Annotated in this window: 8 protein-coding genes; 6 read left to right on the forward strand and 2 right to left on the reverse strand. The window is 46.7% G+C overall.

The window, feature by feature from the left end:
- Positions 1-15: 15 nt before the first annotated feature.
- Positions 16-1,425 (reverse strand): Gfo/Idh/MocA family protein, encoded by a 1,410-nt coding sequence (locus tag FW774_RS09235; RefSeq protein WP_149347899.1) that lies wholly within the window; start codon positions 1,423-1,425, stop codon positions 16-18.
- A 254-nt stretch (positions 1,426-1,679) separates the two neighbouring features.
- On the opposite strand from FW774_RS09235, the gene FW774_RS09240 reads away from it, so the two are divergent.
- From FW774_RS09240 to FW774_RS09250, 3 genes are read left to right on the forward strand one after another with little or no spacing between them, the layout of a single operon-like run.
- On the forward strand, positions 1,680-3,005 hold the full coding sequence (locus tag FW774_RS09240) for a sugar MFS transporter (RefSeq protein WP_149347900.1): 1,326 nt from the start codon (positions 1,680-1,682) through the stop codon (positions 3,003-3,005).
- A gap of 32 nt (positions 3,006-3,037) precedes the next feature.
- The gene (gene nagA / locus FW774_RS09245; RefSeq protein ID WP_149347901.1) at positions 3,038-4,270 is read left to right on the forward strand and encodes an N-acetylglucosamine-6-phosphate deacetylase; all 1,233 of its coding nucleotides are present in this window, start codon (positions 3,038-3,040) and stop codon (positions 4,268-4,270) included.
- Between the two features lie 48 nt (positions 4,271-4,318).
- Complete coding sequence (locus FW774_RS09250) at positions 4,319-5,542, forward strand: Gfo/Idh/MocA family protein (protein WP_149347902.1); 1,224 nt, start codon at positions 4,319-4,321, stop codon at positions 5,540-5,542.
- Between the two features lie 46 nt (positions 5,543-5,588).
- Here FW774_RS09250 and FW774_RS09255 read toward each other — a convergent pair whose 3' ends face one another.
- Positions 5,589-6,599, reverse strand: coding sequence for a LacI family DNA-binding transcriptional regulator (locus FW774_RS09255; RefSeq protein ID WP_149347903.1), 1,011 nt, complete (start codon positions 6,597-6,599; stop codon positions 5,589-5,591).
- A gap of 359 nt (positions 6,600-6,958) precedes the next feature.
- Between FW774_RS09255 and FW774_RS09260 the strand changes: the two genes are divergently transcribed.
- The 3 genes from FW774_RS09260 to pbpC all read left to right on the forward strand — a co-directional run bounded on the left by FW774_RS09260 (position 6,959) and on the right by pbpC (position 16,121).
- Positions 6,959-12,538 (forward strand): alpha-2-macroglobulin family protein, encoded by a 5,580-nt coding sequence (locus FW774_RS09260; protein WP_149347904.1) that lies wholly within the window; start codon positions 6,959-6,961, stop codon positions 12,536-12,538.
- 468 nt (positions 12,539-13,006) lie between these two features.
- Positions 13,007-13,564, forward strand: coding sequence for a transposase (locus FW774_RS09265; RefSeq protein WP_197739832.1), 558 nt, complete (start codon positions 13,007-13,009; stop codon positions 13,562-13,564).
- A gap of 106 nt (positions 13,565-13,670) precedes the next feature.
- On the forward strand, positions 13,671-16,121 hold the full coding sequence (gene pbpC / locus FW774_RS09270; RefSeq protein WP_149347905.1) for a penicillin-binding protein 1C: 2,451 nt from the start codon (positions 13,671-13,673) through the stop codon (positions 16,119-16,121).
- Positions 16,122-16,154 lie beyond the last annotated feature (33 nt).

A 16,154-nucleotide genomic window follows, 5' to 3' on the forward strand; every position in this document is an offset into this window, starting at 1 on the left:
TAAGAATGTTATTTATCAGATAATGCGGGTAGTACCTCCGGATTCAAGGGATATATCTACCGGTTTATTGGTTTTCCAGGAACCTGCAGTAAAATCAGGTACGTCAATAGAGTTAGATCGGTGTGCTACAGACCATTCACTAAGCGGACCTATAGCGCTCCATAAAGCGGCATCGTAAACATCCTGATCTAAAGGCAAACCGTTTCTTAAGCAATCGATAGTACGCCAGTCCATAAAGAAATCCATCCCCCCGTGACCGCCGTATTTTTTAGCCTTATCTCCTATTTTCTTTACCAAAGGCGGATTATATTGCTCCTGTAAAGCCTTAAATTCCTCTGCACTGGCCCACTTATCTCCTATGGCCAGCCGGTTTGGCAGCGGGTCGCCCTGGGCGGTAGCTTTAGTACCGCTAATCAGTTGTATGGTAGATTTCGGCCTGGGAGATGTTACATCGTGCTGAATCATGATAGTACGCCCTTTGCTGGTACGTATGGTCGTGGTATTCATGTTGCCCCGGTATGCTTTATCAACATAAGGCTTATAAAACGCGTCGTTAGCCGCCAGTTTTTTAGCCAGATCATTCATCATAAAATCATTGCTGGAAACAGAAGTAAGATATTCCATCTTGTCGCCGCGATTTATATTCATAACCTGTGCAACCGGACCCAGGCCATGTGTTGGATATAAATTACCGTTACGACCAATATTCTCTTTTAACCGCCACAGGTTCCAGTATTTCTCTTTGGAAAAATGCCCGGCAAGCAGGTTATGGATATAGGCGCCTTCGCAGTGAACTATCTCCCCGAAAAAGCCCTGTCTTGCCATACTTAACGTTAGCATTTCAAAAAAGCCGTAGCAATTATTTTCCAGCATCATGCAGTGCTTTTTAGTGCTTTCTGATGCTTTGACCAATTGCCAGCATTCATCAATAGTAGTAGCGGCAGGTACTTCCACGCAAACATGTTTACCATGATTCATGGCATATACCGCCATGGGCGTATGCAAATTCCACGGAGTAGCTATATAAACCAGGTCGATGTCGTCGCGTTCGCACATCTTCTTCCAGTCATCTTCCGTTTTACCGTATAGCACCGGTTGATGTGCTGTACCGGCCAGTTTTTTGTTTACTAACTGAAGTTTCTCCGGCCGCAGATCGCATAAGCCTTTAATTTCTACACCCTCAATATGGGTCATCCGGGTAACTGCTGCCGGACCGCGGTTACCTAACCCGATAAATCCAATCCGGACCTTGTCTAATTTAGGAGCGGCATAACCACACATATTAAACCGTTGAGCCGCGTTTTTTTCAGCGAAGTAACTTGCTGTCGCCTCATCTGCTGTAAATCCCTGCAGCAGTCCCGCCCCTGCAAGGCTCATGCCGGCAAGACCGGACAGTTTCAGAAATTCTCTGCGATTAGTTTCCATGATATTTAAAGGTGATTGTTAAGATTAAAAACACGGTTAGCACTTCCAATACCGGTTCAAATGTATTAATTAGACATTCCCGTTTTGAGCATTAAACCAATTAAAATAGCGAGAACGTTGCCGGGAACGGTATCGAGAACGTTACCATTTATTTATCCGGAAATAACGATATAAACCGAACCAATAATCAATACTTTAGTCGCATCAATTACAAGCATAAACTCTTAAATTAAACCTGACAATCACGTGTTTTTATGAGAAAAGACAGCTCAGCCATACATGCTTCATCGCTTACCAGGCAACAAACCACCATCTCTATACTGATTATTGGTGTGATGTTTTTTGTCATCGGCTTTATTTCCTGGGTAAACTCCATTCTGATTCCTTATTTTAAGATTGCCTGCGAGCTCACCAACTTTGAATCTTATTTTGTCACTTTCGCTTTTTATATCTCTTATTTCGTCATATCGGTGCCCTCCTCCTACCTGCTAAAAAAAACAGGGTTTAAAAAAGGAATCATGATTGGGTTCTGGATTATGGCCCTGGGAGCCTTTATTTTTGTACCGGCCGCCCTTGCCCGTACTTATGGATTATTTTTAACCGGTTTATTTTCTTTGGGCGTAGGTCTGGCTATTTTACAAACGGCAGCCAACCCGTACGTTACCATTCTGGGGCCTGTGGAACGGGCCGCACAACGCTTTAGCATATTGGGTATATGCAATAAAGGCGCAGGCATTGTAGCGCCACTAATTTTTGCCGCTGTAATTCTACGCAGCACCGACAGCGAATTGTTTAAGCAAATTCCCCTGATGGGAGAAGCCGAGCGGAGCGTGGTGCTCGATGAACTTATCCGGCGGGTGATAGTTCCCTATGCTATAGTAGGAAGCATCCTTGTTCTTCTTGGGCTGGTGGTATTGTATTCGCCGTTGCCCGAAATTGACACCGAACATGAAAACCCGGAAGTCGCCGAAGCTAATTCAGGTAAGAAGAACATCTTTCAGTTTCCGTACCTGGTACTGGGTGCTTTCGCCATTTTTCTGCATGTAGGCACACAGGTAATTTCCATCGATACCATTATCGGGTATGCCACATCCATGCATATTCCCCTGCTTGAAGCCAAGGTATTCCCGTCATATACCCTATTCGCCACAATATGCGGCTACCTGATTGGAATCGTCGCAATACCCAGATACATCAGCCAGAAAGCCGCTTTACAGCTTTGTACTCTATTGGGAACTATCCTTACCCTGCTTATTGTATTTGTAAAGGGACAAATGATACTGCTGGGACATACGGCCGATATTTCTATCTGGTTTGTAGTGTTGCTTGGTTTAGCTAACTCGCTGATATGGCCCGGAATATGGCCGTTAGCATTAAACAATCTGGGACGCTTTACTAAATTGGGCGCATCGCTTATGATTATGGGCTTATGCGGAAATGCCATACTGCCACTTTTTTACGGACATTTAGCCGATATTTATACTACCAGAACCGCATATTGGGTATTATTGCCCTGCTACGCCTACCTGGTTTATTATTCATTTTATGGATATAAAATAAAAAAGTGGTCCATTAAATAAAGGAACCCGTTTTCCATTAAACAATATATATTATGCAACAGCATCTGAAAATTTTTAACGCACAGGCAATTACACCGCATCGTATGATCAGGAATGCTACTATTGTGGTTACCGATGGGATTATCAGCTATGTGGGAGATAAAAATATGGAAATTGATGACGCATACGAAATAGATGCGCAGGGAAAATATGTCAGCCCCGGTTTTATCGACATCCACCTGCATGGCGGAGGTGGCGGTGATTTTATGGATGGTGATGTGAATGCCTTTTTAGCAATAGCCGAAACTCATGCCAGGTACGGAATGACGGCCATGTGTCCTACCACATTAACCAGTGAAAAGGAAGGGTTGCTTGAAACACTGAAAATTTACGAAAAAGCCGATAAGCTAAATACCAAAGGCGCTCAGTTTATCGGGATGCATCTTGAAGGGCCTTATTTCGCGTTGAGCCAGCGTGGCGCCCAGGATCCCAAGTATATCAGGGATCCCAACCCGGAAGAATACCAGGAGATAGTTGCCAGCTCGTCCGTTATTAAACGGTGGAGTGCCGCTCCTGAGCTGAATGGAGCCATAGAATTCGGCCGATATATGCGTTCTAACGGTATATTACCCGCCATTGCTCATACCGATGCCGTTTACGATGACGTAATCAAGGCGTTTGAAGCCGGTTATACGCTGGCCACCCATTTTTATTCGAGCATGTCCGGTGTTACCCGGCGCAACTGTTTCCGCCACGCCGGCGTAATAGAAAGCGGTTACCTCATTGATGAAATGGATATTGAAATGATTGCCGATGGTGTGCACTTGCCAGCCGAGCTACTAAAACTAATCTATAAAATTAAAGGCTCAGACCGGGTAGCTTTAATTACCGACGCCATGCGGGGAGCCGGAATGCCTCCGGGCGACAGCGTAATTGGCAACCTCCATACCGGACTTAAAGTAATTATAGAGGATGGCGTTGCTAAATTACCCGATCGCAGTTCGTTTGCAGGCAGCATTGCAACAGCAGACAGGCTGGTGAGAAATGTAATTCAGATGGCAGAAGTACCTCTTACCGAGGCGGTAAAAATGATGACCAGCACACCGGCCAGAATTATGGGTGTGGACGACAAAAAAGGTTCATTGTTTCCCGGGAAGGATGCCGACCTGGTAATTTTTGATGAGAATATAACTATTGAAACAACAATAATTAAAGGAAACATTATTTACCAGCGTGCAGGCTCACTTTCAACCGGAAAACCGGCAGAGGCGGTTTCTTTGGAATAGCTCCTTTTTTATTAATATTAACCGGTTCAATTATAATTCACTAACATAATGACAGGTAATACCATCTCCAGGAGAAAATTTGTGTCAGCCGGCGCTTTAGCTTTATCAGGAACGGTTTTAGGTACATTTCCGTTATCGCTTATTGGCCGGGAAAAAATAAGTGCGAATGATATCATTAACTTAGGAATTATCGGAACGGGTAATCGTGGCGGAGGAACGGCCAGATTAATTAAAGCTTTGCCGGGTATCAGGATAATGGCATGTTGCGATATTATTCCCGGAAATCTTCAGCGTGGTATGCAGCATGCGGCAACAGGTGCAAAAGCATATACCGATTATCGTGAGCTGATTGAGGATAAAAATATCGATGCTGTATTTATAGCTACTCCCTTGTATCTGCATGCACCGATGGCTCTCGATGCCATACGTAAGGGAAAGCACGTTTACCTCGAAAAAACCATGAGCTACAATATTCCGCAAACGCTTGACCTTGTTCAGGCTGTAAAAAAATCGGGACTGGCATTCCAGGTAGGACATCAATATCGTTACTATGCTTTATATCACCGGATTAAAGAAATTATATCACAAAACTGGTTAGGTGAAATCACACACTTCGAGTGCCAGTATCACCGGAATTCAAACTGGCGTTTTCCGGTTGTTCCGCCAGCTACGGAACGGCAGGTTAACTGGCGCATGTACAAGGAATATTCCGGGGGATTAATGGCCGAATTGTGCGGTCACCAGATTGACATTGTAAACTGGATGCTGGATAGCCATCCGGTTAAAGTAACCGGCATTGGCGGGATAAACTATTGGAAAGACGGCCGGGAAGTTTACGATAATGTCCGGGCGGTATTTGAGTATCCCAATGGTGTTAAGTCCAACGTATCGTCAATCCTCTCAAATGCTTATCACGGCTACGAAATCCGCATATTGGGCAGCAAGGCAACGCTGCAAATACAACGCGATGAAGCTTTGCTGTATGCAGAAGCCACTAAAAAGCAAACCGGAACTGTGGATGGCGTTACGGGAGCTACTATTCTGAATGCTACCCAGGGGAAAGCCGTTCCATTAACCTTTAATTATCAGGATAATGAGAAACGGGATCCCACATCGTACGCCTTTCTTGACTTTGCAGATTGTATCCGTACCGGCCGGAAACCCTTTTCTGGCGTGGACACAGGCAAAGACGCGGCTATAGCTGTACACCTGGCTAACCTTGCTATGGAAACCGAAACGTTTCAGCGATGGAAACCGGAGTATGATAGTTGAGCTAACACGCTTCAATTTTATTACCCCGGCACCGGTGGAGTGAATATTAACGCATTGTTGATTCCCGGGCAATCAGTCTGCCGGGCAACACAATTTCTTCGGGATGAAAATAACTTTTGGCGATGTGCTTTAGCAGTAGTTCACAGCTTTTTCGCCCGATATCAAAAGCAGGCTCGGCCATGGTAGTCAGCGTAGGCGAAATAATGGTCGATGCCGGATCGTTGGTAAAACCCATCACGCCCATCTCTTTACCTATTTTAATGTTTCGTTTTTTCAGGGTGAGCATTGCCCCGATTGCTTTACGATCGTTAACGGCAAAAATAGCATCCGGTACATCGGCACATTCCAGCAACTGGTACGCGTCAGATTCACCGCACTCCTGCGAAAAGCCCGAGCAGATAATCCAATCTTCTTTTACCGGGATATCGTGTTTTTTCAATGCGTCCAGGTATCCCTGCATCCGTCTTTGCGTAAAAGTAAGACCTTCCGGGCCGGCAATATGCGCTATTTTTTTATAACCACAGGATATCAGGTATTCAACAGCTTCAAAAGCGCCATTGTAATCGTCCTGCATTACTTTTGAAGTTTCTATGTTAGCGGCAACCCGGTCAAAAAATACAACCGGAACACCCATGTTCATCACTTCCTGGAAATGATTACAGGCATCTGAACTGGATGAAATGGAAACCAGCAGGCCATCTAAACTGGTAATGGGCAGGTTGTTAACAATAGATAACTCCCGTTCGGGAGAATCGTTGGTAACGTGCAGCACAATATTGTAACCGCCTTGGTAAGCCACTTCCTGGATACCCGTAATTACAGTTGAGAAATAGTAATTGGTAATAAAGGGCAATATGACGGCAATATTATGCGAGCTCCCTTTTGCCAGACCGGTGGCATTAAAATTGGGTTTGTAGTTCAGTTCAGCAGCCATTGCCAGCACTTTATCACGGGTTTCCTTATTGACATCATAAGTATCCCGCAAGGCACGCGACACCGTTGAAACCGATATATTTAGTTCCCTGGCTATATCCTTAATCGTGGTAAAATGCTTCATGTTACGTTAGTGTTAAATCAAAAGTGAAAAGTAAAAATATTAAAAAATGACGAACCGAAGCGTCGGAAATGTGGATAGAATATTCATCAGGCTTCTGCCGGAAAGCGATCTCGTCTTCAATTGAAAGATGATATGTCCGTCCAACCAGCAGCAAGCAATTAGATGCGCCTGCCGCAGCGTAACAAGTGACAACAGCGAATGCTCTGAGATTATGGATTATGATACATCCATATAGCAACAATCTGCCTTGAAAAGTATTTATACTATCTAACAACTAACATCTAACCATCCATCCAACAAATCCATTTGACTTTTCTCCTGACATTCCTTATTTTCAATCCATCTTTTATAAACCGGCTATGAAAAACCAAAATCCCAGTTCCTCGCTCAGTAAAAAGCTTATTGTAATTATTCCGGCGGTTATCTTGCTGGCACTGATTGCTTTTCTGGTAAGCAAACGGCATAAAAGCGTTACCGATAAGCAACGTTACGCTCAATACATTGATGCCTATACATCGGGTATCATTTCCAAAAAAAGCGCCATCCGCATTCACCTGACCGGTTCGGTGCAAACCCTTGGCGCTGTTGGCGAAGCTGATAAACGGGAACTGTTCAGCTTCTCGCCGGAGATAAAAGGAAAAGCCTACTGGATAGATGCCCAGACCATTGAGTTCAGGCCGGACGAAGACCTCTCTCCCGGCAAGGAATATGACGCTACTTTTCACCTCAGCGAGGTATCGCCTACGGAAAAGGGACTGGAAGATTTTGATTTTACTTTTACCATTATGAAACCGGGACTTAGCCTGAGCCAGAATGGCCTGGTTTCTCAAAACAATACTTCCCTGGATTACATGAAGCTTACGGGCGAGATCGTTACAGCCGATTCGGAAAAGCCGGAAACCATAGAGAAATGCCTGCAGGTTATGTACACTCAGCAGCTTCGTGTTAAATGGCAGCATAATCCCGAAAAAAAGACATCTGTATTTACCATAGACAGCATTAAGAGAGAAAAAACGGAGCAATCCTTACAATTAAACTGGAACGGCGACGCCATCCACGCGAACGATAACGGTAAAGAAATACTCCCCGTTCCTGCGGTAGGCGATTTTAAGGTGCTAGCTATTAAAGCCGTGCAGCAGGACGAAGATTACGCGTTGGTGCAGTTTTCCGATCCGGTAAGTGTATCGCAAGACCTTACGGGACTAATTACTCTTGGCACTTTAACCGATTTACGTTATACCATTGAGGGAAGCCAGGTTAAAGTTTATTCGCCCGACCCGCTGGAAGGCAATTATGCCGTAACGGTGCTTCAGGGCATTGAAAATATCAGCAATAAAAAACTTCAGGGCGGCGTCACTTCAAACGTTGTTTTTGAAAATAAGCTGCCGGCCGTAAGCATTGAAGGTACGGGAACCATCCTGCCCAATTCAGGAAAGCTGCTGCTACCCTTTGAGGCTATAAACCTGAACGCGGTTGATGTAACCATTATCAAAATTTATGAGAACAATGTGCCCCAGTTTTTCCAGAGCAATAATTACAAGGAAAGCAATGATTTACGGCGTGTCGGCAAGCCTGTTGTGCAGAAAACTATCCGCCTTGACGAAGATAAATCACTCAACCTGCACAAAAAGAACCGCTTTACCTTAGACCTGGACAAGCTGTTAAAAACAGAACCCGGCGCCATTTACCATGTCACCATCGGTTTCAGGCAGGAATATAACGTGTATAAATGCGGTTCGGCAAAACAGGCAGCCGACAATAACGAAGATGAAGGAGCGTATGATTATTATGGCTATGGCGAGAAAATTGACGAGGATGATGATTTCTGGGAACGTTATAATAATTACTACCCGCCGCATTATCGCTGGAACGACCGGGATAATCCCTGTACACCCTCCTACTACACTAACGACCGCTGGGCAAGCCGTAACCTGATGGCTTCTAACATTGGCCTTATGGCTAAACGCGGCAACGACAACAGCATGCTGGTTGCGGCAACCGATTTACTGACCACCCAGCCGCTCAGTGGTATCACCATAGAACTATTAGATTACCAGAAACAGGTGCTATATACAACAAAAACGGGTTCCGACGGCTTAGCTTCGTTTGAGCTGAAACGCAAACCGTTCCTGTTAATCGCCAAAAATGGTAGCGAACGCGGGTATCTTAAGCTGGATGACGGAAATTCCCTACCGCTTAGCCGCTTCGATGTAGGCGGCGATGTGATACAAAACGGGCTGAAAGGTTTCATCTATGGTGAACGTGGCGTATGGCGACCCGGCGATTCCATTTACCTGTCATTCATACTCGAAGATAAACAGCAAAAATTGCCTCCAACCTACCCGGTCACTTTTGAATTTTATAATCCCCGCGGGCAACTAGTGCAGAAAACCATTAACGGCAAACCGCTTAACGGGTTTTACACCTTTAAAACCGCAACCATAAGCACTGCTCCCACAGGTAACTGGACAGCTAAAGTAAAGGCCGGCGGCGCTGTTTTCCAGAAAACGGTAAAGGTAGAAACCATTATGCCCAACCGCCTGAAAATCAATTTCGATATTGGTAACCGCACCTATCTCACCAATCAGAACGGTTCGGCAGCGACACTCTCGGCAAAATGGCTGTTCGGCACCATTGCCAAAAATCTCAAAGCCAAAGTGGATGTAAACCTGAACACCATGCAAACCACGTTTAAAGGCTTTGAAGATTATACATTTGATAATCCAACTGTCGCGTTTCAATCGCAGCTAACATCGGTATTTGAAGGAACCTTAGATGAAAATGGCTCTACCCGTGTTAATACCAACCTGAACGAAGGACATGCCGCTCCCGGGGTGCTGAAAGCCAATTTTACCACCAAAGTGTTTGAGCCCGGCGGCAACTTCAGTATCGATAACTTCAGTATTCCCTATCACGTTTATAGCAATTACCTGGGAATAAGAACGCCGCAGGGCGATAAGCTGAGCGGCATGCTGGTAACCGGAAAAGACCATCGTATAGATTTCGTAGATGTTGACCGCGACGGCAAGCTGCTCAGCGGCACTAAAACCGTGCAGCTTGAATTGTATAAAGTGCAATGGCGCTGGTGGTGGGAACAGGATAACCAGGAAACGTATGCCAATTTCACGCAGGATAACTACAATAAAATCCTGAAGAAGGATTACGTTACACTAACCAACGGACGCGGCTCATGGACATTGCGTATCAATGAACCTGAATGGGGCCGTTATCTCATACTTGTCCGCGATTTAAGTGGCGGACATGTTACCGGTAAATCGGTATATGTCGACTGGCCGGGATGGGCACAGCGTGAACAACGCGACAACCCTACAGAAGCGTCCATGCTTTCGTTTACAGCCAATAAAACCAAATTTACCGTCGGCGAAAACATCGTGCTAACCATTCCTACCGCTAAGAACGGCCGGGCGCTTATTTCCATAGAAAATGGCAGCAAGATTTTAAAAACCTATTGGACGGATACCCGTGCGGGACAAACACAATTTACATTCAGGGCCGAAAAGGAAATGGCGCCTAACGTATTTGCCAATGTTACGCTGCTGCAGCCTCACGCCCAAACGGTGAATGACCTGCCTATACGCATGTACGGCGCTATTCCGCTCCTTATTGAAGACCCGCAGACCATACTGAAACCGGTTATCAGAATGGCGGATAAGCTGCGTCCCGAAACCGAAAGCAGCATCACGGTAAGCGAGCAGCAGGGCAAAGCCATGACGTATACCATCGCCCTGGTTGACGAAGGGCTGCTTGACCTCACCCGCTTTAAAACTCCCGATCCGCACAGCGTATTTTACGCCCGTGAAGGTCTCGGTGTAAAAACCTGGGATTTATTTGATAACGTACTGGGCGCCTGGGGCGGCGATTTACAACGCATACTCAGTATCGGCGGCGACGGAAGCATCAACCGGAATCTGAACCCGGCCAAGGCCAACCGATTTAAACCCGTAATTAAGTTCATGGGGCCGTTTTACCTGCCTAAAGGCGATAGTAAAACCCACCGCTTCAAGCTGCCGCAATATGTGGGCGCTGTACGGGCGATGGTCATTGCCGGTCAGGATGGCGCTTATGGCAATGCCGAGAAATCGGTGCAGGTTAAAAAGCCGTTAATGCTGATGGCTACCCTGCCGCGGGTAATCGGCCCCGGCGAAACCTTTACCCTACCGGCAACGGTATTTGCCACCGAAAACAATATCAAAAAGGTCAACGTACAGTTGCAAACCAGGAATCTACAGGTAAGCGGCAGCGCCACACAGCAGATAAGCTACGCACAACCCGGCGAGCAAATGGTATATTACCAGGTAAAAGTGCCCGAAATTACCGGTGTTGCTACCGTTCGCCTTATCGCACAAAGCGGTACTGAAAAAGCCGTTTATGATACCGAAATCGAAATCAGGAACCCGAACCCATATATTACCAATACCACGGCATCAGTTATACAGCCCGGTGATACCTGGAAAACAAGCTATACGGCCATCGGTATAGCTGGCACCAACTCCGGCAGTGTGGAAGTTTCGTCCATTCCGGCAATCAACCTCAAAAAACGCCTGGGCTTCCTGATACAATACCCGCATGGCTGTGTAGAGCAAACCACTTCATCCGTATTCCCGCAGTTGTATTTAGACCGGCTGATGGAGCTTTCGCAATCGCAAAAAGCGGGCACCGAACGAAACATTAAAGCCGGTATCAACAAATTAAGGGAATTTCAAACGGCCGATGGCGGTTTAAGTTACTGGCCGGGTAATTCCGAAGCCGACGAATGGGGCAGCAACTATGCCGGTCATTTCCTGGTCGAAGCCCAGAAATCAGGCTATAGCCTTCCTGTTGGTATGCTCGATGGCTTAACCCGGTATCTCAGGAACAAGGCGGCAAACTGGGCGCCCGGCACGACCAATTTCTATGGCGGCGATTTAGTGCAAGCCTATCGTTTATATGTGCTTGCGCTGGCCGGTAAAGCCGATATCGCGGCCATGAACCGCTTACGGGCATTTCAGTATCTTTCCGTGAGCGCCAAATGGCGACTCGCCGCGGCTTATAAGTTAGCCGGTCAGACTGATATTGCCGTAAAACTGATTAGCGGACTGGAAACCAGCATAAAACCCTACCACCAATCGGGCGGCACGTATGGCTCCGATGTTCGCGATGAAGCCATGATACTGGAAACCCTCACCTTGCTTGGTCAGCGGTCAAAAGCCGTACAACTGGTGCAGCACCTGGCGTCAAAGCTTGGCGAAGATAGCTGGTACAGCACGCAAACTACCGCTTACAGCCTGTTAGCCATCGCCAAATTCTGCGGTACCGGCAAAAGTCAGCTGAACTATACCTGCACATTAAATGGCAAAAAGGCTGCTGTTCACACCAATAAATACGTAAATACCATGCCGCTCGACTTTAACGGCAACAGCCTGGTTATCAATAATACCGGCAGCCAGGTGCTGTTTGTCACCGTAACGGTGCAGGGACAGCCTGCCGCGGGGCAGAATAATTTCATGCCCAACCGCAACGATGTGCTGCAAATGAACGTCAGCTATAAATATCTGAACGGAAAGCCCATCGACCCTGCCGAAATCAAACAGGGAACAGACTTTTACGCCGAAGTCACGTTGAAAAATCCGGGCGGCAGAGGTTATTACGAGCAAATGGCCTTAACGCAGATATTTCCGTCGGGTTGGGAGATTATCAATACCCGCTTAAACGACAACGAAGGAGCGCTGGCGTCGTCGCCCTATACGTACCGCGACATCCGCGACGACCGGGTGTTTACCTACTTTAATATCCGGGAATACGAAACGCTGACCTTTAAAGTGCTGCTCAACGCGTCGTACGCCGGGAGCTATTACCTGCCGGCCGTTCAATGCGAAGCCATGTACGATAATACCATCAGTGCGATGGAACGCGGCGAGTGGGTGCAGGTAGTACGGTAAATGAAGATGGCTTTTAGAAAAGCAGGTGCAGTAAAACGTGGGCAACGATAGTCCCGTGTTACGCTCATACGCCTACATGCGTTATGCACAAGGCCGGTATCCGCTGCACCCGGGTTTAACTGGCGGGGACTGTGCTGGTATGATGCAAACTAACGCCCCGATTCGTGTCTCCACGAATCGGTAAAAGGAGGCTTGATGGAGACACAAAATCTGGCTTGGATAAATAATAACTAAAATGGATAAGAACCTGTTTACTAACGCCCCGGTTCGTGTCTTCACGAATCGGTAAAAAGCATCGTGAAGACACGAAGCTTGGCCCGGAGATTTGATAATTGATTTAAACAAACGATAATGAGAAAGCTAATTGCAGCAATCAATATGGCTAACGCCCCGGTTCGTGTCTTCACGAACCGGCATAAGGAGGCTTGATGGAGACACAAAATCTGGCTTGGATAAATAATAACTAAAATGGATAAGAACCTGTTTACCGCCCGAAGAAAATCATTTATAGAAACTGGCAAAATTTACTTTTGGACAGCTACCATGAATAAGTGGATGCGCCTGTTTGAAAATAACTCTTTTAAAATACCGGTTTTAGATTCGTTATCCTATTTGAGCCGGATGGCCAAAATAGATGTTTTTGGATTTGTAATCATGCCCAATCACATTCACCTCATCTGGCGGATGAACGCATTAAACGGGAAAGAATCGGCACATGGCTCCTTTTTGAAATATACTGCTCATCAATTCAAGAAACTGATGCAGAAAGAGAAGATGAATATGCATCCCTATTTGGTAAACGCCAGTAATAAGCAATATGAATTCTGGCAGAAAGATTCTCTGGCTGTTGAATTGTATAGCAGAGAGGTAGCCTTTCAAAAATTGGACTATATTCATAACAATCCTTTGGCTGCACATTGGAATCTTGTTACCCATCCCTGTGATTATGAATATTCTTCCGCATCATTTTATGAATTGGGAGAAAATAAACATACCTTTTTAAAAGATTTAAGATTTGAGTTTTAATTTCGCCTTGACTCCTGTCTTCTAACGCCCCGATTCGTGTCTCCACGAATCGGAATAAGAAGCTTCGTGAAGACACGAAGCTTGGCCACACAAAGCTTGGCTTAGAATGATTTTTAACGAAAATACAAATCACGATAAACATACGCCCCGGTTCGTGTCTTCACGAATCGGTATAAAAAAGCTTCACGAAAAAATAAATTGGAGCATACTCATCAGCGATGGCGTATTTCTGCTGCTTTTCCTGGCATTCTGGTTTTCTCTGCCACGGAAATTGTTCCGGTCGCCTACCTCTTACGTTATTGAAGCAGCCGACGGGCGTTTGCTCAGCGCTGCCATTGCATCCGATGGGCAATGGCGTTTCCCCCCGCCCGATACCGTTCCGGATAAATTTATCAAGTGCATTCTCGCTTTCGAGGATAAGCGCTTTTACCATCATCCGGGTATCGACATTTTCGCTCTGGCACGTGCCATCCGGCAGGATATCCGGGCCAAAGCCATCGTGAGCGGTGGTAGCACCATCAGCATGCAGGTTATTCGCTTATCGCGAAACAGGGAACGTACCATTGGGCAAAAGTTAGTGGAAATGCTTCTTGCTGTGCGATTGGAATTGCGTTATTCCAAACAGCAGATTATGCAACTATATGCCGGTAACGCTCCCTTTGGCAGCAACGTAGTTGGTCTTGATGCGGCCGCGTGGCGCTATTACGGACGAAGCGCAGAAAACCTTTCCTGGGGCGAGATGGCTACGCTGGCCGTATTGCCCAACAGCCCGGCGCTGGTACATCCCGGCAGAAACGAAAAGCAGCTTATCCGCAAACGCAACCAGCTCATTGACCGTTTGCACGAGCTCGGGTACATCGACCCGTCAACCGCCGAACTTTCCAAGCTGGAGCCTGTTCCCGGAAAACCGTTTCCTTTGCCCAATGAAGCTCCTCACCTGCTCAGTCGTTTTAAAACCGAAAGGTCAAAGCTCCATGTGTCATCCACTCGGATTATCACCACCATCAATTATAACCTGCAAACCCAGATTAACGATTTACTGAAACGTTACAATAACCGTTACCGGGCCAATGATATCAATAATATTGCTGCCCTGGTGCTGGACGTAAAAACTGGTACTGTGCGGTGTTACGCCGGTAATATCTATGAGCCAGCCAATAAAGAGCTGGAAAGTCACGTGGATATGATACGTGCGCCTCGAAGCCCGGGCAGCACGCTGAAACCCTTGCTCTATGCCAGCATGCTTACCGATGGCTTTTTATTACCCCACACACTGGTGCCCGATATTCCAACCCAGATTGCCGGTTATTCGCCGCAAAACTATGATTTAGGCTACGATGGCGCCATCCCCGCAGATAAGGCGCTCAGTCGTTCGCTGAATGTACCAGCAGTCCGTATGCTTCAGCAATATAAATACGAGCGCTTTTATGACCAGCTGAAAAAGCTCGGTTTCTCCACCCTCACCCAGCCCGCCGACCATTATGGACTATCGCTGATACTGGGCGGCAGCGAGGTAACTCTGTGGGATTTGGCACGAACCTATATGGGTATGGCCCGGACATTAAACCATTTTAACGATTACCGGGGCCGCTACAATCCGCACGATTACGACAATCCGGTTTATATCCGGCAAAATGCCCCGGAACATATCCGGGTTGACCATTTACCGGCCAGGTATATATTAGACCATGCGGCAATCTGGTCGGCCTTTAACGCCATGGAAGAAGTGATGCGTCCCGGCGATGAAGGCTTATGGGAGCAGTTTACCTCGTCGCAGCGTATCGCCTGGAAAACCGGAACAAGCTTTGGCTTTCGTGATGCCTGGGCCGTGGGGTTAACACCCGGATATGTAGTATGCGTATGGGTGGGCAATGCCGACGGCGAAGGACGCCCGGGTCTTACCGGAATTGAAGCGGCGGCTCCGGTACTGTTTGATATTTTCAGGTTGCTGCCACAAGGCAAATGGTTCCCAGTTCCTAAAACCAAGCTCAGAAAACTGAAAGTTTGCAAGCAAAGCGGGTATAAGGCCGGCGATTACTGTACCGATATTGTCGAAGAGCTTGTTCCGGCAGCGGGATTACGCACCCCGGTTTGCCCCTATCACCGCCTCATCCACCTGGATAAAACCGGCACGTACCAGGTCACCGACCGTTGCGAAAGCGTGGTTAATATGATTCACAGATCGTGGTTCGTGCTTCCTCCTTCTATGGAATACTACTATAAGATCCGCAATAGCGGTTACAAAATGTTGCCTCCTTTTAAACCGGGCTGCGATGATACCGGCAGCAATGCGGTAATGGATATGATCTATCCTAAAAACAACGCATCGGTATATATTCCATTAGAAATTGACGGCAGCCGCGGTAAGCTGATCCTTTCGGTAGCGCACCGTAATCCCGGTATTACCATTTACTGGCACATCGATAATCAATATATCGGCAGCACACGAAGCTTTCATCAGATGGCTGTAAGTCCGCCACCCGGCAGGCATATCCTCACCTTGGTCGATGAAAACGGTGAGCGTTTGGTACAAACGTTTACGATATTGGAGAAGTAAGCCGGTTATTTATTGATCATTGTTTGGTTGATC

The organism is Pedobacter sp. BS3, assembly GCF_008274585.1.
Classification (GTDB): domain Bacteria; phylum Bacteroidota; class Bacteroidia; order Sphingobacteriales; family Sphingobacteriaceae; genus Hufsiella_A.